The organism is Vibrio fortis (assembly GCF_024347475.1).
Lineage (GTDB): Bacteria > Pseudomonadota > Gammaproteobacteria > Enterobacterales > Vibrionaceae > Vibrio > Vibrio fortis.
This window is the reverse complement of sequence record NZ_AP025487.1, coordinates 1,235,817-1,258,699: the sequence shown is the minus strand read 5'-3', so window position 1 is coordinate 1,258,699 and position 22,883 is coordinate 1,235,817. Positions and strand designations below refer to the sequence as shown.

The following is a 22,883-nucleotide window of genomic DNA, read 5'->3' as shown; positions in this document are numbered from 1 at the left end:
GCTCGCAATTCTTACATAACTTACAAAAATCCCTTATATTTAGGCTTAAAAGCATTATTTATAAAAATGTAATCATATTATTTTTGTTACCATATGAATATATTTATATAATTTAATGGCTTAGGGTCTTGAATGTACAAAATTAACACGGAATGGCGTAGTAAAGCTTGTTTAGTATTCAGTTGTACCGCACTGCTTAGCGGATGCCAGAGTGGTCATGAAAGTAGTGAAAGCAGTACAAGTTCTTCTTCAGCGATCAACATATCAATTCCAGAAACTCTCAGTATCAATGAACCAACGTCAGGTTCAAGTACAGAAGCCGTCACGGTTACACTTTCAGAAGCGCTCACTAGCGACGTAAACCTAACGATTACGACTTCCAATGTCACCACTCGTTCTGCTGGTGACTTTAGAAATTATGACCCGCTAAGTAGCTCCGTGGTAACTATTCCGGCAGGCTCAACAACAGCCACACTGCCACTTAATGTTCTACACAATAACGTCTTTGAAGGCGCTAAGACGCTCCAATACTCGATTACAGCCCCTTCAAGTTCGTCGTACACCATTACCAACAACCAGGCGACTGTTACTATCAATGATGCCAATGCTCAACCAACTATCGGATTTAGCAACAACCTAAGTACCGTCGTTGAGGGTGACAGTGTGGTGCAACAAATGGTGCTAAGTAACTATTCGAGCCAAGATGTCACGATTACCTTGGTTCAAACCGGTATTGCGGCATCAGATGACTACACAGTTGATATGGCGAGCCTCAACGTTACGCTCTCTGCAGAAACCCTAACGTCAGACATTACTTTCTCAGCTAAGGATGATGACTTTAACGAAGGTGGTGAATCGGTCATCTACACCATGACTGAAGTCGGGAATGCAACGATAGACTCAGCAAAAAACACGCTAGCCTTCTATATTCCTGGCCAGAAGAATTTCAACGACACAGGCTACGTAACCTATTACGACGGAACTGCTTTTGATAGCACAACTCCACCAGCGAGTCATCCAAACCAAGATGCGGACTATGGTTTAGATAAAGCAGATGATATCGAGCACTCTGACGGCGAATATGGATTTCGTTACACAAAATATGATGCTGACGGAAATCCGCTGTTACCGAGTGCAACTAACTGGGTTTGTGTGAAAGATGAACATACTGGCTTATATATTGAAGAGAAAGAAGCATCTCGCACTCTACCAACCCAATCAGAAATCGATGACTGGATCGAAAAGCACAAGAACGACCCAGACAATAACCCATATCCAAGCCTGTGGGATGATCATTCAAACTCATGGCGTAGTTCATCCTACAATTACACTTGGTATGATGCAGATACCAATACAAATGGTGGGTATACAGGAGCTCGTAATGATCTTCTATATAGTCAAGGAACGATCTCATCAGAATGTGCATACATAAATGATGGGGCCGGCAGTCATTATTGCAACACGAGCAGCTATATCAGCAGTTTGAACAGCCGCTCTGTATGCGGTATCACCGATTGGCGCCTCCCTTCTCCAGTTGAGGCGCGTTCATTCATTAATTTCAATGTAGTTCCTCAACCAGTCACTGAGACTACGCTCTTCCAAAACCTTGGTTCCAGATTCTTTACTAACTCTACTTCGGTAAAACAAGATGGTAGTGCTCGATGTATTGATACACAAACAGGAAAACTACAACTTTGTAATAAAAACATCGCTGGCGTGACTGGTATTGTTGCAGTGAGTGGAGGAATTGAATAATGAAATTCAACTTGTACATCGGGACAATCATTGTCCTTTTTAGCACTGATTTGCTCGCTCAAACGTGTGTCACTAACCAACCAGCCTCTCACCAAGATGGCCAGTTTATTGACCGAAATGATGGCACGCTGTTAGACGTGAGTACAAATTTACTCTGGTCTAAATGCAACGTAGGTGAAAGTTATAATATAGGTACGGGCAAATGTGACGGTACTGCAGCAGAATATGCAAATTGGGAAGATGCGTTAATTGCGACGCAGGATTCGAGTTTAACGACAATCGCTGGTCAATCAAATTTTAGGTTACCGAATATAAAAGAATTAAGCTCAATCGTAGACTATCGCTGCACAATGCCAGCAATAAACCTGACTTACTTCCCTACAACGACTAATGAACCATATTGGACCAACACACCAGATGCCAAGCAAATAAATGTAAATTACGATGGGTTAGTCATCGATTTCGGGGAAGCGCTCGAAGTAATTACAGCTCCAAGCGACGTTCCTAGTCCGTTAATTCGCCTGGTAAAAGAGTTTAACTAAGACTCAATAGTCGCATACAAAAAGAGCAACCCATCGGTTGCTCTTTTTATTTCAATCTACTTTACTGACCACTGTGACAGTGAGCGTTTAAAGTCTGAATAATCGAATTCGTTTAGCTTCTGTACTTCGCCACTTGAGCGCTCACAGTAGACAGAAGGCATACGCAGGCCATTGAACCAATTCAGTTTCACCATGGTATAGCCAGCACTATCTAAGATATGCAGACGTTGGCCAATCTCTAGTGGTTCATCAAAGCTTGCTTCACAGAACTGATCACCAGCAAGGCAAGAACAAGAACCAATCACGTAGTCATGCGTGCCATTTTCCGACGCTTCCAGAATCGATGCTGGCTCGTCATAGATCAGAGTATCTAAACGGTGTGCTTCTGTCGCTGAATCAACAATCGCCGTTTTCTTCACGTTCTCTACGATATCAACCACGGTCACAACAAGATCCGTAGTCTTAGTGATGATCGCTTCACCCGGCTCAAGGTACATTTGAACACCGTGCTTTTCAGAGAAAGCTTTTAGTGCCAAACCGAGCTTTTCAATGTCGTAACCCGGCCATGTAAAGAATACGCCACCACCCATACTCACCCAATCCAGCTTGTTTAGGTATTCACCGAACTGCTCAGAGATAGAGTCAAGTAGACCAATAAAAGCATCCACATCTTTGTTCTCACAGTTCATGTGGAACATCACACCATCAATATCTTCAAAGACTTCTGGTTGGATATGGTCAGCTTGAACGCCTAGGCGAGAGAATTGACGCGCTGGATTTGCCAAGTCTTGACCAGCATAGCTAACTCCTGGATTAAGACGCAGGCCAATCGATGCCTTGCCTTCAACAATGTGTCGGTAAGCTGCTAGCTGAGACTGTGAGTTGAAGATCATCTTGTCACAAATATCTGCTACTTCACGTACATCATCTTCGCTGTAACCAACGCTGTATGCATGCGTTTCACCACCAAAGGTTTCATGACCTAGCTTTACTTCAAACGGACCAGAGCTTGTCGTGCCGTCTAGATAAGGCTTAATGATGTCGAATACGCCCCAAGTAGAGAAGCACTTCAAGGCTAATACAAGCTTAACGCCTGAAATCTCTTTAAGCTGTTTAGCTTTCTCTAGGTTCTCAATCAACTTATCTTCGTTGATCATAAAGTATGGGGTTTTAAGTTCTTCTTTCTTAAATGTCATTTTCTATACGCGCTCAAGCAGCATCTAAAGATGGAAAGGTAAATTAAACAAGTTTGGTGTGATTTATTTTGATTTTGTCCTGTTCGAACGCAGTGAGTTACAAAATCAAAATAAATGATACCAAAGCTATAAGGAGATCATCATCGAAAAGGGAACAATCCATGTCCCCTTTAACTAGCAATCAAAACAAGAAATCAGTTCTTATTTTTTCAGCTCATGAATCACAGGAAGGCCTTGGCCTGCTTCAAGCTCTTGAACATGCCAGTCAAGACCGATACCCGGCATAGTTTCTAGGAATGGGTCTGGATTTAGCTGTTCCATGTTGAATACACCTTTGTCTGCCCACTCGCCACGGAAGAACTGAAGTGCAGCCGTAATAGCAGGAACACCAGTTGTGTAAGAGATCGCTTGATGCTCTACGTCTTCGTATGCCACTTCGTGGTCAGCGTTATTGTAGATAAATACGCTACGCTCTTTGCCATCTTTCTTACCTTGAACCCAAGTACCGATACACGTTAGACCCGTGTAGCCCGGCGCTAGTGATGTTGGGTCAGGTAGCAAGGCTTTAAGTACGTGTAGAGGCTGAACCACAGTACCATCATGCAATGTTAGCGGGTCTGGGCTTAGTAGACCGATGTCACGCATGCAGTTGAAGTAGTTTAGGTACTTGTCGCCAAAGCCCATCCAGAACTCGATACGCTTCGCTGGAATGAACTCTTTCATTGAGCGAACTTCATCGTGTGCCATTGAATATACTTTGTGAGAACCACAGTTCGGGAAATCAAACTCTAGCATGCGTGAGTGACAAGGAACCTGTTTCCACTCTTCGTTTTCCCAGTAGAAAGAATCACCTTGAATCTCAAGCATGTTCGTTTCTGGGTCGAAGTTAGTTGCAAACTTCTTACCGTGGTCGCCAGCGTTAACGTCCATCACATCGATAGTATCGATCTCATCGAACAGATGTTTAACCGCGTAAGCAGCAAATACAGAAACCACACCAGGATCGAAACCAGCGCCAAGAATACCTGTGATGCCTGCTTCTGCAAACTTCTCACGGTAGCCCCATTGCCAATCGTACGCTTGTGGTACCTGCTGACCTTCAGAACATAGGTCAACCGCTACTGATGTATCTAGGTAAGATACTTTTGCTTGGTAACACGCTTCCATGATAGCCATGTTTACCCACGGAGGACCCGCGTTGATCACTAGGTCTGGCTGAACTTCTTTAATTAGAGCAACAAGCGCATCAACGTCATCTGCGTTTACAGCGCGCGCCTCTAGTTTCTTAGTTGAATCTTTTAGGTTGTTTTTGCCCTTGATAGATTCGATGATCTTCTCACACTTCGCGATAGTTCGAGATGCAATAGTGATGCCACCCAGTACGTCGTTGTTCTGTGCTGCTTTATGTGCAACAACCCAACCTACGCCGCCTGCACCAATTTGTAGAATTGCCATAATATTTATTACCCTTGTTGTTCTGCTAGCTCAGCCGCTAGATTCTGAATTTTTGCAATGAGAGACTCGAAATCCGCCATATCTAAACACGGATTAAGGATGGTGAACTTTAATGCGCTCTTTCCATCAACCACAGTTTCGCCCAAAACAGCGACACCGCGAGTTAATGCCTCTAATCTTAATGTTTGGTTAAATGTGTCTAAATCCGTGACATGGCTATTAACGGCTCTAAACAGCACTGTCGACAATGCTGGCTCAGCTAATAGCTCAAAACCTTCGTGGTTTTGAATAAGGTCGGAGACCTGAAGTGTTTGTGCCAATAGGTGATCATACATCTCACCCAATTGTTCCTGCCCTACGCTTTGCATCGTCATAAAGACTTTGAGTGCATCAAATCGTTTGGTTGTTGCAATCGACTTATCAACTAAGTTAGGCAGCTCATCGTGCTCACGGTTCAAGTAATCAGCATGATGCAGTAGGAACTTGAAGTTCTGTTTGTCTTTAAGCAGCAATGCACCACAACTGATTGTTTGATAAAACAGTTTGTGGAAGTCGACACTTACTGAATCTGCTTTTTCAATGCCCTTAAGACGTGCTTTATGACTGCTCAAGATAAGAGCACCACCGTACGCACTGTCAACATGGAACCAAAGCTGTTGTTGCTGAGCGATCTGAGCAATAGAGTTTAGGTCATCAATCGCGCCGTGATCCGTCGTTCCTGCCGTGCCTACAACAGCAAACGGGATCAAACCTTCTTGTTTCAGCTCAGTAATTGCTCGCTCAAGCAGTTCCGTTTTTATGGTACCGTTATCGTTAGCATCAACACAGCGTACTGCATTCTCGCCTAATCCTAGCAAAGAAGCCGATTTTTGGACAGTGAAGTGAGACTTTTTAGAGCATAGAATACGCAACTTTTTCGCATACTCTGGAAGACCAAGCTTTTGAATCGAGTGGTTATCGACTTTATCGGCGATCCAATCTCGTGCTAGCAACAGTCCCATTAGGTTACTTTGAGTGCCGCCACTAGTGAAAATACCATCGCTATCCGCACCTAGCTCGTACTTGCCACACATCCAGTCGATGACCTTTTGCTCAACATAGGTTGCAGCCGATGCTTGATCCCATGAATCCATAGACTGGTTAAGCGCTGCAATCATAGACTCAGCAGCGACAGAAGCCATTAATGGCGGAGTATGTAGATGTGCAATACAGTCAGGGTGTTGTACAAAGATGGAGTTTTTAGCAACTAAGTCGGCTGTATCTTCCACCACATCAATCAATGAACCTTGAACGTTATCAAGATCCACCGCATTAATTGCAGCTTCTAGTCGTTTAGGTTCTAGCCCAGAGTATGGTGCGTCGACTTGCTCAAATACTGACTTCATCGCTTGAGTGGTTTGATTTAAAACCTTCTCAAACTCGTCGCTACCACCTACGCCAGTATGGATGAAGTGTTTCTTCCACTCACTTTTCGCACTATCACTTTCGACATGACTGCCGCCCGCTGCAAGAATCGCTTCTTCCATCACGCGCAGAGCAAAATCAATTTGTTCGAAAGTAATGATCATCGGAGGAAGGAAACGAACAACAGAGCCTTCACGTCCACCTTTTTCTACCATCAAGCCGCGTTCAAGTGCCGCACGCTGGATTTTAAGGGTTAGGTCACCATCAGCAATTGGCTCACCAAAGCTGTTCTTCTCACCGTTAGGGTTTTGAATCTCAACACCTAACATCAAGCCTTTACCACGAACTTCAGCAATACAATCAACACGTTGCTGAAGCTTTTCTAAACCGTGGCGAAGGTATTGACCCGCAATATTCGCGTGTTCAACAAGGTTATCTCGCTCGATAATTTCTAGTGCTTTCGCGCCAGATACCATTGCTAGCTGATTACCACGGAAAGTACCGGTGTGTTCACCTGCTTTCCATGTATCAATGCTTTTATCGAATACAAGCAGTGACATTGGTAAGCCACCACCAATCGCTTTCGATAGACATAGAATGTCTGGATTGATTCCTGACTCTTCAAATGCGAATCGGTGTCCAGTTTTACCAACACCACATTGGATTTCATCAAAGATAAGTAGGATGCCGTGTTCATCACAGATACGTCTTAAACCACGTAACCAAGATGCTGGAGCAGGAATTACACCGCCCTCGCCCTGAACAGGTTCGACAATCATTGCTGCAGGTTTCATGATGCCTGCTTCATCGTCAGCAAGTAGACGTTCAATATAACGAAGGCTTGCTTGGGCACCTTGCTCGCCACCTAATCCAAATGGGCAGCGCAGGTTGTATGGGAATGGCATAAAGTGAACATCAGACATCAAGCCGCTGCGGCGCGCTTTTGTGCCTAAGTTACCCATCATGCCCATCGTACCGTTAGTCATACCATGGTAAGCACCACGGAACGCAAACATGGTGTTACGACCTGTTGTTTGCTTTGCTAATTTTATCGCGGCTTCAACCGCATCGGCACCAGAAGGGCCACAGAATTGAATCACTGAGTTCTCAGCAAAATCCTGTGGTAAAAATGCTTTAACGCGATTAATAAACGTCTCTTTGGCTTGAGTCGTAATATCCAGCGTTTGATAAGGTAGACCTGAATCCAACTGAGCTTTTAGTGCTTGGTTAATCTCTGGGTGGTTATAACCCAGAGCTAACGTTCCTGCTCCAGCAAGACAATCTAGGAAGATTTGTCCACGCGTGTCTTCAACCAGAGCGCCATATGCACGCTTTATTGCAATCGGTAGACGTCTTGGGTAAGAGCGCACTGCCGATTCGTTCTGCTCTTGTTCAAGCAAGATAGCATCTGGAGTAAGATCATAAGTGCCTTCAACAACAGGGACTGAAGTTGAAAACGTGTGTGCGATAGTATTTGTATCGACTTCAAAGGCGGTAGTCATAAAAAATCCCTTGAATGTATTCATACTCCCTCCTAACAGCACATTGTTAGAAGTGAGGTATAGCTGTACGCCCGCGTAAGTCAAATGACAAACACGACAAAGCGCCGTCTAACGACAGCAAAATTTACTTAGCGTAAAATCAAGGTTCAGTAATGCTACTGTTTTGAAGGATCGGGCAAAGGTGGAGTACCGGCCCAATTGGATGTGAAAAGCTGATTCGCAGTGTTGTGTTAAGTGAGTTCAATGTTGGGTTTCCCATTAACATGGCATCAAGCGCCATAAGTATCCCGTCTATCAGTTAAAGAACTAACTGATACCTACCCTACGCAATGTCACAATCAGCCTGAATGGTCACTGCGCGTATCCCCCAGAAGCAATCGTTGCCCATTCCGAGATTGGGCGGGAAGGTAACATAGTTTTTAACACACTATCAATAGTTTTTAATATCAGCTTTATAAATACGAGGGATAGGATGAGAGTCACACGCTTGAAGAGATCCCCGGCTCGTTCGTCCCTCACGCCCGAGGATGACGAAAATAGCTCACAATTTCAGCCATCATTCCGTAGAGCGAAGGCGACGAACTAAACTCCCAATCAATCCGTCATTCCCTAGAGCGAGGATGACGAAGATAACCTCACTCAACCGTCATTCCTTAGAGCGAGAAACGAGTTCATAGGGAATCTCAAACAGCTCGTGAATTTTCAAACATCCGAATACAATGAAGCCCGAACATTTCTGTTCGGGCTTTACGATGTTCCAGATACAAAAAAGACTCATCACTTTTGATAAGCGTTTTTTAAATTGGAGCGACGCGGCCGGCTAGGACACGGGGTCAACTCGTGACCTAATGGCTCAAATAGTTTTACGATATTCCAGATGCAAAAAAGCTCATCGTTTCCGATGAGCTTTTTTTGATTTGGAGCGACACACGAGGTTCGAACTCGTGACCTCAACCTTGGCAAGGTTGCGCTCTACCAGCTGAGCTAGTGTCGCATTTGCTAAACAATGTTTAGACTTTATAGATGGTGCCCCGGGCCGGACTTGAACCGGCACAGCGCGAACGCCGAGGGATTTTAAATCCCTTGTGTCTACCAATTCCACCACCAGGGCACGCAATTCTTTATTGCGATGCCGTTACGATTCGTAAACACCATCTTAATGTCGATGCCAATCAACATTACAAAATTTGGAGCGACACACGAGGTTCGAACTCGTGACCTCAACCTTGGCAAGGTTGCGCTCTACCAGCTGAGCTAGTGTCGCATAGTATTCAAACTCAAAGTTTGAATGGAGGCGCCTCCCGGAGTCGAACCGAGGTCCACGGATTTGCAATCCGCTGCATAGCCACTCTGCCAAGGCGCCTTAGTAACTCCAATCGAATCGCTCATTGCCATCCTCTTGGGTACGGGATGCATTCTACGGAATCACACGATTGAGTCAACACTATTTTTGTATTTTTAATTCGTTTGAATAGAATTTATACGAAAAGGGCTAAATAGCTAACTTAATGTACAAAAAGGCCTAAGGAATAGGCGATTAAAGTTGATCACCATCACACTGTCACGTCATATGGTTACATTGATAGTGAAATTCAAAGATCAAAAAAGCGAGCCTAAGCTCGCTTTTCTCAATTAATGATATTGTTCATCCAACAAATCATCTTTGGCAGCCATTAAGTATTGAGCCATTGACCAGTATGTCAGAATGGTTGCGATATAAAGCGCAGCGTAACCAACCCAAATCATCCAGTCATCGTAACGCCAAATGAGTACCCACAAAGCAAACATTTGAGAAACGGTCTTTACCTTGCCGACCCAAGAAACGGCGACACTTGCGCGCTTGCCAATTTCAGCCATCCACTCTCGAAGTGCTGAAATGATAATTTCGCGAGCAATCATAGTGACAGCAGGAATTGTCACCCAGATTGAATGATAGTGTTCAGTAATCAAAATCAGTGCCGTCGCCACCAGAACTTTATCTGCAACAGGGTCGATAAAGGCACCAAAACGGGAAGTTTGGCCTAGCTTACGCGCTAGCATACCATCGAGCCAGTCAGTAAATCCGGCCACCCAAAAAACCATCGCAGCTGCAAAAGGAGCCCATTGATAAGGTAGGTAGAAAACGATAACGAATACTGGGATTAAGAAAAGTCTCAGTAGGGACAAAATGTTGGGTATATTCAAACGCATATTATTAGGCTCTTATCCATTGCGCGTTTATGGTGCGGGATTTTTACTATTGTTTCAATGCTTGATAAATGTTTTCTGCCAAAGAATGACTAATGCCCGGCACTTTGGCTATTTCTTCTACACTTGCACGCTTAAGCTCTTGCAATCCACCCATATATTTCAGAAGTGCTTGGCGACGCTTCGGCCCTACCCCTTCAATTCCTTCAAGTGCGCTCGTACGACGTGTTTTGCCACGCTTCGCTCGGTGACCGGCAATTGCATGGCTATGGCTCTCATCACGGATATGCTGAATCAGGTGTAAAGCCGGCGCATCTGTCGGCAGATTAAACTCTTCACCTTCTAGAGTGATTAAGGTTTCAAGACCAGGTTTACGAGTGACCCCTTTCGCAATACCCATCATTCTTGGTCGAACAGGCCAATCCCCCCAATATTGAGAGATAATCTCGTGAGCACGGTTCAGTTGGCCTTTACCGCCATCGATAAAGATGATGTCTGGAATCTTGTCCACATCGAGTTGCTTGGAGTAACGACGCTCTAACGCCTGCCCCATTGCTGCATAATCATCGCCTCCGGTTATACCCGTGATGTTGTAGCGACGGTATTCCTGCTTTACGGGCCCTTCTTGATTGAACACCACACAAGACGCGATGGTGCTCTCACCCATGGTATGACTGATATCAAAACACTCCATGCGCTTGATGACGTCCATAGACAAGACATCTTGAAGCTCTTTGAAGCGTTGATTAATCGTCATCTTATGATTAATCTTGGTGGTAATCGCCGTCAACGCATTGGTGTTCGACAATTTAAGATAGCGACCCCGGGTGCCGGAAGGGTTAGTATTGAAGTGGATCTTTCGCCCCGCTACTTCACACAAAGCTTGTTGAATTGGCGTAACGTCTTCCATCAAATCAGCATTGAGGATCAAACGAGTTGGAATGGTTCTCGCTTCATTGTGTGCAAGATAGTATTGGCTCAAAAAGCTCGAAAAGACCTCTTCTCTAACCGTGTTATTGGGGATCTTTGGAAAATGACTACGACTGCCAAGGACTTTCCCCTGACGAATCATCAGAATATGAATACATGCGACGCCATTTTCTTGCGCAAAGCCAAGTACATCCATATCTTCCATTGAGTCGTCAGATACGTACTGCTGCTCCTGCACACGGCGGATAGCCTGAATTTGGTCACGGAATGTTGCGGCCTGTTCAAACTTAAGTTGCTGACTCGCTTGTTCCATTTTCTGGACCAGAGTTTCCAAGACCTGATTGTCTTTCCCTTGCAAAAACAAACGCACGTAGCCAATCAATTCTGCATACTCTTCATCAGAGATGATTGAACTGACACAAGGCGCGGCACATCGGCCAATCTGATACATCAGACAAGGACGAGTACGATTGGCATAGACGGTATCTTCACACTGTCGAGCTGGGAATATCTTTTGCAGTAAGTGCAAGGTTTCTCGCACGGCCCCAGAATCAGGATAAGGTCCGAAATACTCACCCTTTTTCTTCTTTGCACCACGGTGCATTGAGAGTCTTGGGTGCTTATGATCGCTGATGAAGATATAAGGGTAAGATTTATCATCGCGCAGCAAAACGTTGTACTTAGGTAAGTACTGCTTAATGTAGTTGTGCTCGAGGATTAGGGCTTCTGTCTCGGTATGTGTGACCGTTACGTCTATCTTGGCAATGTTGCTGACCAAGGCGCGCGTTTTCTCGCTATCTACTTTTTTACGAAAGTAGCTAGTAAGGCGCTTCTTGAGGTTTTTTGCTTTGCCGACATAAATAACAACAGCCTCGGCGTTATACATACGATAAACGCCAGGCTGCTCTGTTACGGTCTTTAGGAATGAGACTGAGTCAAATGAGGATGTCACTATATAATCTCAGTGCTAGAGGGTCTCGGTGTCTAGCATTCCGTGTCTAATCGCTAAGTGAGTAAGCTCCACATCACCGCTGATGTCTAACTTACTGAACAGTCGGTAGCGGTAGCTATTCACTGTCTTAGGGCTTAGATTAAGTTGTTCTGAAATGTCCGTTACTTTCTGACCTTTGGTGATCATCATCATAATTTGAAGTTCACGCTCAGAGAGATCAGCGAATGGGTTTTCAGAGGCAGGCGAGAATTGGCTTAGGGCCATCTGCTGCGCAATTTCTGGTGAAATGTAACGCTGACCGCTGTTTACCACGCGAATTGCATTAACCATTTCGTCCGGACCTGCTCCTTTAGTAAGGTAACCAGCAGCCCCAGCTTGCATCACTTTAGTTGGAAACGGATTTTCCGTATGAACAGTTAAAACGATGATTTTAATGTCTGGGTTAAAGCGCAAAATCTTCTTGGTTGCTTCTAAGCCACCAATACCAGGCATATTCATATCCATCAAAATGACGTCTGTATTGTTAGTACGACACCATTTTGCAGCTTCTTCACCGCTTTCAGCTTCCCCTGCTACGTTCATTCCACGGACGTCTTCAATAATACGTCGTATCCCTGTGCGAACCAGCTCGTGATCATCTACAAGGAAAACATTTATCAAACTTGTATCTCCACACTATTAATTGGCTCTGCAACCACCGCATTGATTCATCTAATTGAAACAATTGAATAAAGGAACAGTGGATCGCAGCATTGCTGTACATCTTAACGTAGATCGTTAAAAAAAGCTCTGTTGAATATGTGCTGAAACACGAACTTTAGCAAGTACTTATTTACAAGAACCACAGTTATTCGACTAAGCTTTATTAAAAAACAATCAGTTAAGATGCCGACCATTTAATTTACACAAGATAAATATATTTTCAATACCGCGATTTGAACAATTGTTACAAATTCACCTTTTTGCTCTATAAGTCCCGTTATCGAGTCGCTAAAAGCAAAAAAAACTGGCTATTTTTAACGACTTTTGTATCAGCATCGGCACTAAGTGCTAGAATCGCATCTTGTTTCAAGAGCAGTAAATATTACAGGCGACGATATTGGATATTCAGCAAGGCTTTGTGCTGACAAGACAAGCAAGGGACTTCTCAGGTCAGACTCAAATTGATATTTGGGTCAGCACCCCGAATGGACCCACCCTACTCACCGTAAAAGGTGAACGCCCAATTTTCTTCATCGAGCAGTCTAATATCGAGATTTGCCGCGCGCTCGCGAAAGAAGCCGGGATTGAGTGCGAGATAAAAGCTTTGGAGCTCACTAACTTCTCGCACACACCACTCGCAGGTTGCTACACTCAACTAGTCCGTGAAAGCAACGCATTAAACCAAGCCTTCAATCAAGAATCAATCACTACGTTCGAAGCCGATATTCGTCTTGCCGATCGCTTCTTAATGGAAAGGTTCATCAAAGGCAGCATCGAATTTACTGGAAACGTCACTTCTCGAGCTCAGCATCAGCGTGTTACTAACACCAAATGTAGAGCGGGTGACTACTTACCTACCCTTTCCGTCGTCTCACTCGATATAGAGTGTTCAGAGAAGGGAATTCTCTACTCTATCGGCCTCGACAGCCCAATGGACAGTCGCGTCATTATGGTCGGCCCAGAGCAAGAAGCCGATACGGCTATTCAATGGGTAAAGGATGAAGCCGCCCTATTAGAAGCGATGATTGATTGGTTTAAACGCTACGACCCAGATGTCATTATCGGTTGGAACGTGATCGATTTTGACTTTCGTTTGCTTCATAAGCGGGCTGAATGGAACAAAATCAAGCTCAATATCGGCCGTGACAATCAACCGAGTTTTTTCCGCAGTTCAGCTCAAAGTCAGCAAGGTTTTATCACTATCCCTGGGCGTGTGGTTTTGGACGGCATCGATATGCTCAAAACCGCAACCTATCACTTTAGATCTTGGTCTCTAGAATCCGTTTCCCAAGAGCTACTTGGTGAAGGTAAAGACATCCACAACGTTCACGACCGCATGGATGAGATAAATCGAATGTTTAAGTTCGATAAGCCCTCTCTGGCCAAATATAACCTTCAAGATTGTGTTTTGGTTAATCGCATATTTGAGCAAACCCACTTAATAGAGTTTGCTATCGAACGTTCTCGCCTAACCGGTGTTGAGCTTGATCGTGTTGGTGGATCAGTGGCAGCCTTTACTAATCTATATTTGCCTCAAATTCATAGAGCTGGTTACATCGCGCCCAATCTACAGCCAGAAAACTGGATTGCCAGCCCTGGTGGATATGTGATGGACTCCATCCCGAATCTCTATGATTCAGTATTGGTTCTCGACTTCAAGAGCCTTTACCCCTCTATTATCCGCTCTTTCCTAATTGACCCGATGGGTTTAATCGAAGGGTTAAAACAAGACATCGGTCGCGAAGAGCATCAGGCTGTTGAAGGTTTTCGCGGTGGTCAGTTCCATCGTAGTAAACACTTTCTACCTGAGATGATCGAGACCTTATGGGCAGCACGTGATGTCGCTAAAAAGAACAATGAGAAAGCTTTCTCCCAAGCCATCAAGATCATCATGAACTCGTTCTATGGGGTTTTAGGCTCGTCCGGTTGCCGCTTCTTCGATACGCGTTTGGCCTCTTCGATTACCATGCGTGGGCACGAGATCATGAAACAGACCAAAGTTCTCATCGAGGATAAGGGCTATCAAGTTATCTATGGGGATACTGACTCTACCTTCGTATCTCTAAATGGCAGCTACAGCCAAGAAGATGCGGATGAGATAGGCCAATCACTGGTGGCTTACATTAACGAATGGTGGACCCAGCATCTCAAAGACAAATACAACCTAACTTCTATACTCGAACTGGAGTACGAGACTCACTATCGCAAGTTCTTGATGCCGACCATTCGCGGTTCAGAAACAGGCTCAAAGAAACGTTATGCAGGACTGATTGGTGAAGTGGGTAACGAAAAAATCGTATTCAAGGGGCTCGAAAGTGCCCGCACCGACTGGACTCCACTAGCGCAGCGTTTTCAGCAGACTTTGTATGAGATGGTTTTCCATGACCAAGACCCAACCGACTATGTTCGTCGTTTTGTTGATGAAACGGCTGCTGGAGAACACGACGACCTACTAGTTTATCAAAAACGCTTGCGACGTAAGCTCCACGAATATCAAAAGAACATTCCGCCTCAAGTAAGAGCGGCACGCATGGCGGATGAGATAAACGATAAATTAGGCCGCCCTCTTCAATATCAAAACAAAGGGCGAATTGAATATTTGATCACCCTGAACGGCCCTGAACCGAAAGAGTATTTGAAAAGCGGAATCGACTATCAACATTACATTGATAAGCAGCTAAAACCCGTCGCAGAAGCCATATTGCCGTTTATCGGACTCGATTTTGAGCAAGTCAGCGGTCAACAGCTAGGGTTATTCTAAAAGTTAGGCTTGCTCTAAAAGTTAGATTCGCTCTAAAAACTACTGCCAACAAACCAAACGCAAAAAAGCAGAAGCCTCAGACTTCTGCTTTCTATTATCTGCTATCTGCTATCTGCTATCTGCTGGAACGTAAAAACTAGCCGATTCTAAATTCAGTTTTTTGGTACTGTTTAACCAACCATTCGCCAAAGCCGTCTAATATGCCAATCACGGAGCGTTTCGGTACAGGTCTGCCTGCAAGCAAGATCCCCAAACGCTGAATTTCTACTTCTCTGTCTGGGTGGTATTTCAAAAACTGTTGACCACACTCTAGTGGATCGTCATACCAATATTTATCTCGGTACATGATCAGCGAGTAACTGGCTCTGAGTAGCTTTTTAGTGATGATGACTTGTGCGGCAATCTGTTCTTCAAGCGTCGCAGCTCTGGCAATCTTATTGCGATAGACCGCTAGCCAGTTTTCAACATCCATATTCCAGTGTTTAGCGATCTCCCAGCTGGTTTCAAAATCACCATAACAGTCAGACAGGTCCTCACCATGCACACAAACAGCGAGGTGTTTAAGCATAAAACCCCAAGTGAAGATGTTCTCGAAATCGACAATTTCACTGACTAGAGCCGTCTTGATAGAGACTTGAGTTACCTGAGGAAAACTTTTTTGGAAGCGCCACTTAATGGTGTTAAGCAGTGTCGTTCTTTGATCAGAAAACGAACGGTGTGTAACGACAACAACATCAAGATTGGATTTCCCTGGCGTTGCCGTTTTCTTTGCCACACTCCCATAGATGTAGATACTGTGAAGATTCGAACCTAAACCACTTTTTAAAAAAGTAATCAGGTCGTTTACCACAGGTTGAAACTCAGGTTGGAAAGGCACTTTCGGGTCAATAACAGGTAACTGCATAAGTGAGTTCGTCAATAAATTGAGTGATTTAACTATTTCCCTATGATCGCTTAGGAGACTTTATGATTCAAGCTATTCCTATTTATAGGTTCTCCGAGATATAATCAGGGGATAGAACCAATAAGGATAAACACAAAATGCCTAGAGCAAGTGAAATTAAAAAAGGTTTTGCGATCGACGTTGATGGCAAAACACTTCTAGTTAAAGACATCGAAATCACGACACCAGGTGGTCGTGGTGGTCAGAAGATCTACCGTTTCCGTGGTAACGACGTAGCAACTGGCGTAAAAGCTGAAGTTCGTCATAAGGCTGATGAGATCGTTGAAACTATCGACGTAACTAAGCGTGCAGTTATGTTCTCTTACGTTGACGGCAACGAGTACATCTTCATGGATAACGAAGATTACACGCAATACATCTTCAACGGTGAAATGATCGAAGACGAGCTACTGTTCATCAATGAAGAGACTCAAGGCATGTACGCTATCCTAATCGACGGCAGCGCTGCAACACTTGAACTACCAACTTCTGTTGAACTGGTTATCGAAGAAACAGACCCGTCAATCAAAGGCGCTTCTGCATCAGCTCGTACTAAACCAGCTCGTTTCGCTACAGGCCTAACAGTTCAAGTTCCAGAGTACATCGCAACAGGTGATAAAGTTGTGATCAACACTGCTGAACGTAAATACATGAACCGCGCAAGCTAAGATACTGATATGACTGAAGCTAATGACTTAATGTCTTATGATGATGCAATCGACACTGCATACGACATCTTCCTTGAGATGGCACCGGATAACCTAGAGCCTGCAGACGTGATTCTATTCACTGCACAGTTCGAAGACCGTGGTGCTGCTGAACTTGTTGAAACGGGTGACGATTGGGTCGGTCATGTTGGCTTTGAAGTCGACAAAGAGATCTACGCTGAAATTCGCATTGGTCTAGTGAACGAAGAAGACGATGTACTTGATGACGTTTTCGCTCGTATGCTAATCAGCCGCGACCCAGACCATAAGTTCTGCCACATTCTTTGGAAGCGTGACTAGAACTTAAGCTTGTGCTGCTCTATTTAACGAGCAGGCCAATATCTTAGCCGAGCTCTGTGCTCGGCTAATTTTTGTCACCGATTTCACCGCGATACATTATGACCAAAGCTAAAACTGATACTCAGTCAAAAGGCTATGCCTGTATTGGCTTAGTAAACCCAAAGACACCTGAAAATGTTGGCTCCGTTATGCGTGCCGCTGGCTGCTACGGTGCAAATTCTGTGTTTTACACAGGTACACGTTACGACCACGCGCGTCAATTCCACACCGACACAAAAGAGAAACACTTAGAGCTTCCACTGATTGGTGTTGAAGACCTCAAAGACATTATTCCTGTTGGGTGTGTACCTGTAGCTGTCGATTTGATTGAAGGTGCCAAGCCTCTGCCTGAGTACAAACACCCTCCCCGCGCTTTCTACATTTTCGGACCTGAAGACGGCACGCTGAAAAAAGAGGTCACCGACTTCTGTCGTGAGACGATTTATGTTCCAACCAATGGTTGTATGAACCTCGCAGCGGCAGTGAACGTGATTCTTTATGATCGCATGGCAAAAGGCGATAACTTCTCGAATCATAAATAGCCTAAGAGACGAGATACGGATACGAAAAGATTTTTAGATGCGCGTAAACGAGATAAGAGATGCGAAAAGCACGCTTACTGTCGATTACAGCAATATGTTTTCGTTACTCGATTACTCGAATCCAGCACCTTCACCTTCTTCTAGATGTAAAAAAACCTGCTAAGTTAGCAGGTTTTTTAGTATTCAAAAGAAGTCGTTAATTACTGACGAGTTCTTGGCTTAGCTGGCTTGTTCGGGCGGTTTGTGTTGTTGCCACGAGAACCGTTGCCTGAGCGAGAGTTACTTGGCTTGCCCTTGCTGCTTGGTGCGCTGCGACCTGCATCTGGCGTCGTTGTACCGCGAGTCGCTGGCTTCTTACGCTTAGGCTGGTTACTGCGACCTTTTGGCGCATTTGCGCGCTCTTCGTGACGCTTAACTGCGCGACGAATCTTCTGGCTACGAGAACGCTCACGTTTACGTGATGTGTTTGATGGATCAAGATCCAGTAGCGTCTCTTTTTCAGGTTTCAGCTCTACCAATTGACGTAGGTAGTTAACCTCTTGAAGGTCTAGCTCTTTCCAACCACCACGAGGCAGTTTCTTATCTAGGTAGATATCACCGTAACGAACACGTTTTAGACGGCTTACTGTCGTTTCTTGAGATTCCCAAAGACGACGAACCTCACGGTTACGACCTTCGTTGATCGCTACGTAGAAAGTATGGTTCATACCTTCACCGCCCGCGTAAACAACATCTTCGAAGCGAGCCATACCATCTTCAAGCTCAACACCGCGAACAAGGTTCTTAACCTTCTGCTCTGTCACTTCACCGAATACACGAACTAGGTATTCACGCTCAACTTGACGGCTTGGGTGCATTAGACGGTTCGCCAATTCACCATCAGTAGTGAACAGCAGTAGACCTGATGTGTTTGCATCAAGACGACCAACCGAGATCCAACGAGAACCACGGATCTTAGGTAGACGATCAAACACAGTACGACGACCTTCTGGGTCGTGGCGAGTACAAAGCTCACCTTCTGGCTTGTAGTAAGCAAGTACGCGACAAACCACTTCTTCAGACGCTTTACCTGATACAGTGTGACCATCAATACGAATCACTGAGTTTTCGTCTTCTAGACGCTCACCCAATTTCGCGACTTGGCCGTTAACACTAACACGACCTGCTCTGATTAAAGCTTCCAGCTCGCGACGAGAACCGTGACCAGCTCGCGCTAAAACCTTCTGTAATTTTTCGCTCATTTACTCTTTTCTACCTAATTGTCGTCTTCACAGACGTCGAATGAAATATACGCGACCAAAATCGCGGTCGCGCATTATCGCAAAGAACCTTTGAAAAATCACTCGTTATTTACACATTACCGTAGAACACACAGTAACATGATGTGAACGAGTATCCGGCTTATTCGAACGGTTCTGGGTCGCCTGAGCCTACTCGAAGTACCACAGGATCGTCATCGCTAAAGTCAATAACCGTTGTTGGCTGCTCACCTAAGTAGCCCCCGTTTAGAATCACATCAACTGCGTGTTCTAGACGATCGCGGATCTCCTCAGGATCAGACTCTGTCGTCTCATTTCCCGGTAAAATCAACGATGTTGACATCAAAGGCTCACCTAAAGCATCTAAAAGGTCTAAGGCAATTTTGTTGTCTGGAACACGAATACCAATTGTCTTCCTCTTCGAGTTCATTAGACGACGTGGTACCTCTTTCGTTCCCTTAAAAATGAACGTGTATGGGCCCGGCGTATGCGCTTTTAATAGACGAAATGCGGTGTTATCAACACGTGCATAAAGAGAAAGCTCAGAAAGGTCACGACATAGTAACGTGAAGTTGTGCTTATCGTCGATTTTACGAATTTGACAGATACGATCTAACGCTTGTTTATTTTCAAGCTGACAGCCAAGAGCATAACCCGAGTCTGTTGGATAAACCACAACACCACCGTTACGAACGATAGCTACGGCTTGATTAATCAAACGAGCTTGTGGGTTATCTGGGTGTACATAAAAAAACTGGCTCATTATTTTTCCTCATTATCGAGTCTCTCGACTCTATCTTCAGAAGGAGCTTGTTCGTCTGGTAATGTTTCAGGTGACGAATCCGTTTGAAACTCCCAATCTTTCCATACTTCTTCGACCCCAGAAGGCAGCCAAAGATTGCGCCCTAACTCCATCCACGGAGACGGGTAATGAAAATCGCTGCCTTGAGAGGCTAATAGTTTGTATTGTATAGCATAATCCGCAAGAGTGCGTCTTTCTTGTTGCGCTTGTTGTGGCTGGGCAACTTCCATCGCGTCACCATTTGCTTCAACAAATGCAGTCAATAGACGTTTTACCCACTTAGCGGTAAAACCATAACGCCCTGGATGAGCGAGCACCGCTTGTCCACCGGCTGCATGAATAGCCGTCACCGCATCGCTCATACTGCACCACGTTGGTGGCACGTAACCTGGGTTATTGCGAGTCAGAAACTTCTTAAACACTTGCTGCATGGTTTTCGCATAACCATTATCCACCAGCCATTTAGCAAAATGAGCACGAGTAATAGGCGCATCGCCCGCTATCGCTTTCACTTCTTCTAACACGCCTTCACGCGTCGCTTTCTCAAGTCGCTGAGCGATCAATTCCGCGCGTCCAATGCGGTGCTGCTTCTGTTGTTCAATCAACGCATTGAGCTCTGGTGATTCTGGGTCGACATTCAAACCCACGATGTGGATGTCTTTGTTGTGCCAAACGGTCGAAATTTCGATACCGTTAATCAATTGGATCGGCAGCTTATTATCAAGGATATAACGATGCGCCTCTTCAAGTGCATCAACTGTGTCATGATCGGTAATAGCCAGAACTTCAATATTGAAGCTTAACGCACGGTCAATCAGCTCAGGTGGTGTCAGTCGTCCATCTGAAGCTGTGGTATGGCTATGTAGATCAATTCTCATATTTTCTGTTCATTATTTTTGCATTTAACACGATATTTGCTTTATTGGGCTTGACTTGCGAGCTCTGAACTAGTTAACTAGTACACAAATACGAAGTACCTTTATTTATAGGCTCACTATGTTACAAGAATTTAACCAGCACCATAAAGATAAAGTTTTAGAACTTTCTTCAGTAGAAGCAAGTTCAGAGCTTAATTGGTGGCGCACTTGGACAAGTTCTTGGTGGGCTAACGTGTACTTCTAATTAAACAGTTTGTTTATAAAAAGTTTATCACTAAGCCCGCTTTCATAGCGGGCTTTTTAATTTGTCGGACATCTCACATTCAACTGACTAACAAATCAACGAATTGACCAGATTCTAGATTGGGCGAACGGTATCTTTATGCGACTATGTACGGCAGGAAATTTAAAGAATCATAAAGGAGGTCTTGTGAACAAGGCCATTGAAATCAAAAAGCTGGGAACGATTGATGTCATCAATGCGACCGTTCCTTACTCGCAAGATCCAACAAGCGTATTCCACACACTGTGTGAAAATAAAACAGACAGCTTGTTGCTAGAGTCTGCCGAGATTGAGTCAAAGCAAAACCTCACTAGCCTACTGCTTATCGATTCTGCCGTGCGTATCGTATGCGAAGGCCATCAGGTCACTTTCCAAGCTCTAACAGACAACGGTCAACACCTGATCGAACATCTAAACGCAAACGTGAAATCAGACATTGAATCTCAACTAAAAGACAATGTACTGACTCTAACCTTTACCCAACCAAGCATTAACCTAGACGAAGACTCTCGTTTAAGAGAAGCATCTTCATTTGATGCACTTCGCTTGGTTCAACACAGCTTCAAGCAAGACCCAAACAATAAACACGCGCTATTTATGGCTGGTCTGTTTGCTTACGACATCGTGGCAAACTTCGAACCACTTGGCGACGCAGAAGCGACAAACAACTGCCCTGACTTTGTCTTCTATGTAGCCGAAACACTGCTGCGTTTTGACCACCAACAAAATGAAGGCCTACTTCACGCGAGCGTTTTCTCAGAAGACCAAGCAATCAAGACTCGCCTAACTGAGCGCTTGGCTGATATCCAAACTCAATGCAAATCGCTAAAAGAGATTGCCGAAGTCACCCCTCTTGATAACGTTGAAGCTGTGCCAAGTGTCTCTGACGAAGATTTCTGCCAAACGGTTCGTGACCTAAAAGAGTACGTAGTGAAAGGCGACGTATTCCAAGTGGTTCCTTCTCGCCGCTTTACTCTGCCTTGCCCTGCACCACTCGCGGCATACAAAGAGCTAAAACAGAGCAACCCAAGTCCTTACATGTTCTACATGCAAGATGAGCTATTTACTCTGTTTGGTGCCTCACCAGAAAGTGCCCTGAAATATGAGAAAGAGACCAACCAAGTTGAGATCTATCCCATCGCGGGTACTCGTCGTCGCGGTAAACGCCCTAATGGACAAATCGACTTCGACCTAGACAGCCGAATTGAATTAGAGCTACGTACCGACAAAAAAGAGAATGCCGAGCACATGATGTTGGTTGACCTAGCGCGAAACGACGTTGCTCGAATCTCTGAAGCTGGCACTCGCCACGTAGCCGACCTTCTTAAGGTGGACCGCTACAGCCATGTGATGCACTTAGTCTCTCGAGTTGTTGGCCAACTTCGTGAAGACCTTGATGCCCTGCACGCTTACCAAGCTTGTATGAACATGGGCACACTAACTGGCGCACCTAAGATTCGTGCTATGCAGCTGATTCGCGATGTTGAACAGACTCGTCGTGGCAGCTATGGCGGCGCAGTAGGCTACCTAACCGGTGAAGGCACGTTAGATACTTGTATCGTGATTCGTTCTGCTTATGTAGAAAATGGTATTGCACAAGTTCAAGCTGGTGCAGGTGTGGTCTTCGATTCAGACCCACAAGCAGAAGCAGATGAAACGCGCGGTAAAGCGCAAGCAGTCATCTCCGCAATTCAAGCGGCGCATAGTGCACCTAAGCAAACATCAAGTAAGCAGGAGTCTTAAT

General features: G+C 44.8%; 18 protein-coding genes, 4 tRNA genes and 1 other annotated feature. Of the genes, 8 read left to right on the top strand and 14 right to left on the bottom strand.

Going from position 1 to position 22,883, the window contains the following annotated elements; genetic code table 11:
* The first annotated feature begins 132 nt into the window (after positions 1 to 132).
* Both OCV50_RS05720 and OCV50_RS05715 read left to right on the top strand, forming a co-directional pair.
* On the top strand, positions 133 to 1,755 hold the full coding sequence (locus OCV50_RS05720; protein WP_261903934.1) for a DUF1566 domain-containing protein: 1,623 nt from the start codon (positions 133 to 135) through the stop codon (positions 1,753 to 1,755).
* The gene (locus tag OCV50_RS05715; protein WP_261903933.1) at positions 1,755 to 2,297 is read left to right on the top strand and encodes an Lcl C-terminal domain-containing protein; all 543 of its coding nucleotides are present in this window, start codon (positions 1,755 to 1,757) and stop codon (positions 2,295 to 2,297) included. Before OCV50_RS05720 ends, OCV50_RS05715 begins: the two co-directional genes overlap by 1 nt.
* Positions 2,298 to 2,353: 56 nt before the next feature.
* Here OCV50_RS05715 and nspC read toward each other — a convergent pair whose 3' ends face one another.
* The 10 genes from nspC to uvrY form a co-directional block, all read right to left on the bottom strand.
* Entirely contained in the window at positions 2,354 to 3,493 is a 1,140-nt protein-coding gene (gene nspC / locus OCV50_RS05710; protein WP_261903932.1) for a carboxynorspermidine decarboxylase, read from the bottom strand.
* 201 nt (positions 3,494 to 3,694) lie between these two features.
* Positions 3,695 to 4,948 (bottom strand): carboxynorspermidine synthase, encoded by a 1,254-nt coding sequence (locus tag OCV50_RS05705; RefSeq protein ID WP_261903931.1) that lies wholly within the window; start codon positions 4,946 to 4,948, stop codon positions 3,695 to 3,697.
* Positions 4,949 to 4,956: 8 nt separating this feature from the next.
* Entirely contained in the window at positions 4,957 to 7,878 is a 2,922-nt protein-coding gene (locus OCV50_RS05700) for a pyridoxal phosphate-dependent class III aminotransferase (protein WP_261903930.1), read from the bottom strand.
* Between the two features lie 894 nt (positions 7,879 to 8,772).
* A tRNA-Gly gene (locus OCV50_RS05695) sits at positions 8,773 to 8,848 on the bottom strand.
* 30 nt (positions 8,849 to 8,878) lie between these two features.
* A tRNA-Leu gene (locus OCV50_RS05690) sits at positions 8,879 to 8,965 on the bottom strand.
* Positions 8,966 to 9,042: 77 nt separating this feature from the next.
* Positions 9,043 to 9,118 (bottom strand) — tRNA-Gly (locus OCV50_RS05685).
* A gap of 25 nt (positions 9,119 to 9,143) precedes the next feature.
* A tRNA-Cys gene (locus OCV50_RS05680) sits at positions 9,144 to 9,217 on the bottom strand.
* Between the two features lie 269 nt (positions 9,218 to 9,486).
* Entirely contained in the window at positions 9,487 to 10,044 is a 558-nt protein-coding gene (gene pgsA, locus OCV50_RS05675; RefSeq protein ID WP_261903929.1) for a CDP-diacylglycerol--glycerol-3-phosphate 3-phosphatidyltransferase, read from the bottom strand.
* Positions 10,045 to 10,090: 46 nt separating this feature from the next.
* Entirely contained in the window at positions 10,091 to 11,923 is a 1,833-nt protein-coding gene (gene uvrC / locus OCV50_RS05670; protein WP_261903928.1) for an excinuclease ABC subunit UvrC, read from the bottom strand.
* A 15-nt stretch (positions 11,924 to 11,938) separates the two neighbouring features.
* Complete coding sequence (uvrY, locus tag OCV50_RS05665) at positions 11,939 to 12,583, bottom strand: UvrY/SirA/GacA family response regulator transcription factor (RefSeq protein WP_032549301.1); 645 nt, start codon at positions 12,581 to 12,583, stop codon at positions 11,939 to 11,941.
* Positions 12,584 to 13,022: 439 nt separating this feature from the next.
* On the opposite strand from uvrY, the gene OCV50_RS05660 reads away from it, so the two are divergent.
* Positions 13,023 to 15,386, top strand: a complete 2,364-nt coding sequence (locus OCV50_RS05660; protein WP_261903927.1) for a DNA polymerase II — start codon at positions 13,023 to 13,025, stop codon at positions 15,384 to 15,386.
* 136 nt (positions 15,387 to 15,522) lie between these two features.
* Here OCV50_RS05660 and OCV50_RS05655 read toward each other — a convergent pair whose 3' ends face one another.
* A complete protein-coding gene (locus OCV50_RS05655) occupies positions 15,523 to 16,290 on the bottom strand; it encodes a nucleotidyltransferase domain-containing protein (RefSeq protein WP_239840675.1) in 768 nt (255 codons plus the stop codon).
* Positions 16,291 to 16,427: 137 nt separating this feature from the next.
* Between OCV50_RS05655 and efpL the strand changes: the two genes are divergently transcribed.
* From efpL to OCV50_RS05640, 3 genes are all read left to right on the top strand, one after another.
* Positions 16,428 to 16,997 carry an elongation factor P-like protein EfpL gene (gene efpL, locus OCV50_RS05650; protein ID WP_239840674.1) on the top strand — a complete coding sequence of 190 codons (570 nt, stop codon included), beginning with the start codon at positions 16,428 to 16,430 and terminating at the stop codon, positions 16,995 to 16,997.
* A gap of 9 nt (positions 16,998 to 17,006) precedes the next feature.
* Positions 17,007 to 17,336, top strand: a complete 330-nt coding sequence (locus tag OCV50_RS05645) for an HI1450 family dsDNA-mimic protein (RefSeq protein WP_261903926.1) — start codon at positions 17,007 to 17,009, stop codon at positions 17,334 to 17,336.
* A 98-nt stretch (positions 17,337 to 17,434) separates the two neighbouring features.
* A complete protein-coding gene (locus tag OCV50_RS05640; RefSeq protein ID WP_261903925.1) occupies positions 17,435 to 17,917 on the top strand; it encodes an RNA methyltransferase in 483 nt (160 codons plus the stop codon).
* Between the two features lie 200 nt (positions 17,918 to 18,117).
* Here OCV50_RS05640 and rluB read toward each other — a convergent pair whose 3' ends face one another.
* The 3 genes from rluB to rnm form a co-directional block, all read right to left on the bottom strand.
* On the bottom strand, positions 18,118 to 19,158 hold the full coding sequence (rluB, locus tag OCV50_RS05635; protein WP_032549307.1) for a 23S rRNA pseudouridine(2605) synthase RluB: 1,041 nt from the start codon (positions 19,156 to 19,158) through the stop codon (positions 18,118 to 18,120).
* 160 nt (positions 19,159 to 19,318) lie between these two features.
* Positions 19,319 to 19,939: an L-threonylcarbamoyladenylate synthase gene (locus OCV50_RS05630; RefSeq protein ID WP_239840672.1), complete on the bottom strand. Its 621-nt coding sequence runs from the start codon at positions 19,937 to 19,939 to the stop codon at positions 19,319 to 19,321.
* Positions 19,939 to 20,856: an RNase RNM gene (gene rnm / locus OCV50_RS05625; protein WP_261903924.1), complete on the bottom strand. Its 918-nt coding sequence runs from the start codon at positions 20,854 to 20,856 to the stop codon at positions 19,939 to 19,941. The genes OCV50_RS05630 and rnm overlap by 1 nt, the downstream gene beginning before the upstream one ends.
* 118 nt (positions 20,857 to 20,974) lie before the next feature.
* Between rnm and OCV50_RS05620 the strand changes: the two genes are divergently transcribed.
* Entirely contained in the window at positions 20,975 to 21,100 is a 126-nt protein-coding gene (locus OCV50_RS05620) for a Trp operon leader peptide (protein WP_239840670.1), read from the top strand.
* Positions 21,047 to 21,161, top strand: a sequence feature (Trp leader region). It overlaps the preceding gene by 54 nt.
* A gap of 125 nt (positions 21,162 to 21,286) precedes the next feature.
* Positions 21,287 to 22,882, top strand: coding sequence for an anthranilate synthase component 1 (locus tag OCV50_RS05615; RefSeq protein ID WP_239840669.1), 1,596 nt, complete (start codon positions 21,287 to 21,289; stop codon positions 22,880 to 22,882).
* Position 22,883 lies beyond the last annotated feature (1 nt).

Excerpts from the sequence above, each read along its gene's own strand:
- efpL (WP_239840674.1), top strand. The coding sequence starts at position 16,428 with ATGCCTAGAGCAAGTGAAATTAAAAAAGGTTTTGCGATCGACGTTGAT.
- OCV50_RS05640 (WP_261903925.1), top strand. The coding sequence starts at position 17,435 with ATGACCAAAGCTAAAACTGATACTCAGTCAAAAGGCTATGCCTGTATT.
- OCV50_RS05620 (WP_239840670.1), top strand. The coding sequence starts at position 20,975 with ATGTTACAAGAATTTAACCAGCACCATAAAGATAAAGTTTTAGAACTT.
- OCV50_RS05630 (WP_239840672.1), bottom strand. The coding sequence starts at position 19,939 with ATGAGCCAGTTTTTTTATGTACACCCAGATAACCCACAAGCTCGTTTG.
- nspC (WP_261903932.1), bottom strand. The coding sequence starts at position 3,493 with ATGACATTTAAGAAAGAAGAACTTAAAACCCCATACTTTATGATCAAC.
- OCV50_RS05645 (WP_261903926.1), top strand. The coding sequence starts at position 17,007 with ATGACTGAAGCTAATGACTTAATGTCTTATGATGATGCAATCGACACT.
- rnm (WP_261903924.1), bottom strand. The coding sequence starts at position 20,856 with ATGAGAATTGATCTACATAGCCATACCACAGCTTCAGATGGACGACTG.
- OCV50_RS05655 (WP_239840675.1), bottom strand. The coding sequence starts at position 16,290 with ATGCAGTTACCTGTTATTGACCCGAAAGTGCCTTTCCAACCTGAGTTT.
- OCV50_RS05720 (WP_261903934.1), top strand. The coding sequence starts at position 133 with ATGTACAAAATTAACACGGAATGGCGTAGTAAAGCTTGTTTAGTATTC.
- OCV50_RS05700 (WP_261903930.1), bottom strand. The coding sequence starts at position 7,878 with ATGAATACATTCAAGGGATTTTTTATGACTACCGCCTTTGAAGTCGAT.
- rluB (WP_032549307.1), bottom strand. The coding sequence starts at position 19,158 with ATGAGCGAAAAATTACAGAAGGTTTTAGCGCGAGCTGGTCACGGTTCT.
- OCV50_RS05705 (WP_261903931.1), bottom strand. The coding sequence starts at position 4,948 with ATGGCAATTCTACAAATTGGTGCAGGCGGCGTAGGTTGGGTTGTTGCA.
- OCV50_RS05715 (WP_261903933.1), top strand. The coding sequence starts at position 1,755 with ATGAAATTCAACTTGTACATCGGGACAATCATTGTCCTTTTTAGCACT.
- pgsA (WP_261903929.1), bottom strand. The coding sequence starts at position 10,044 with ATGCGTTTGAATATACCCAACATTTTGTCCCTACTGAGACTTTTCTTA.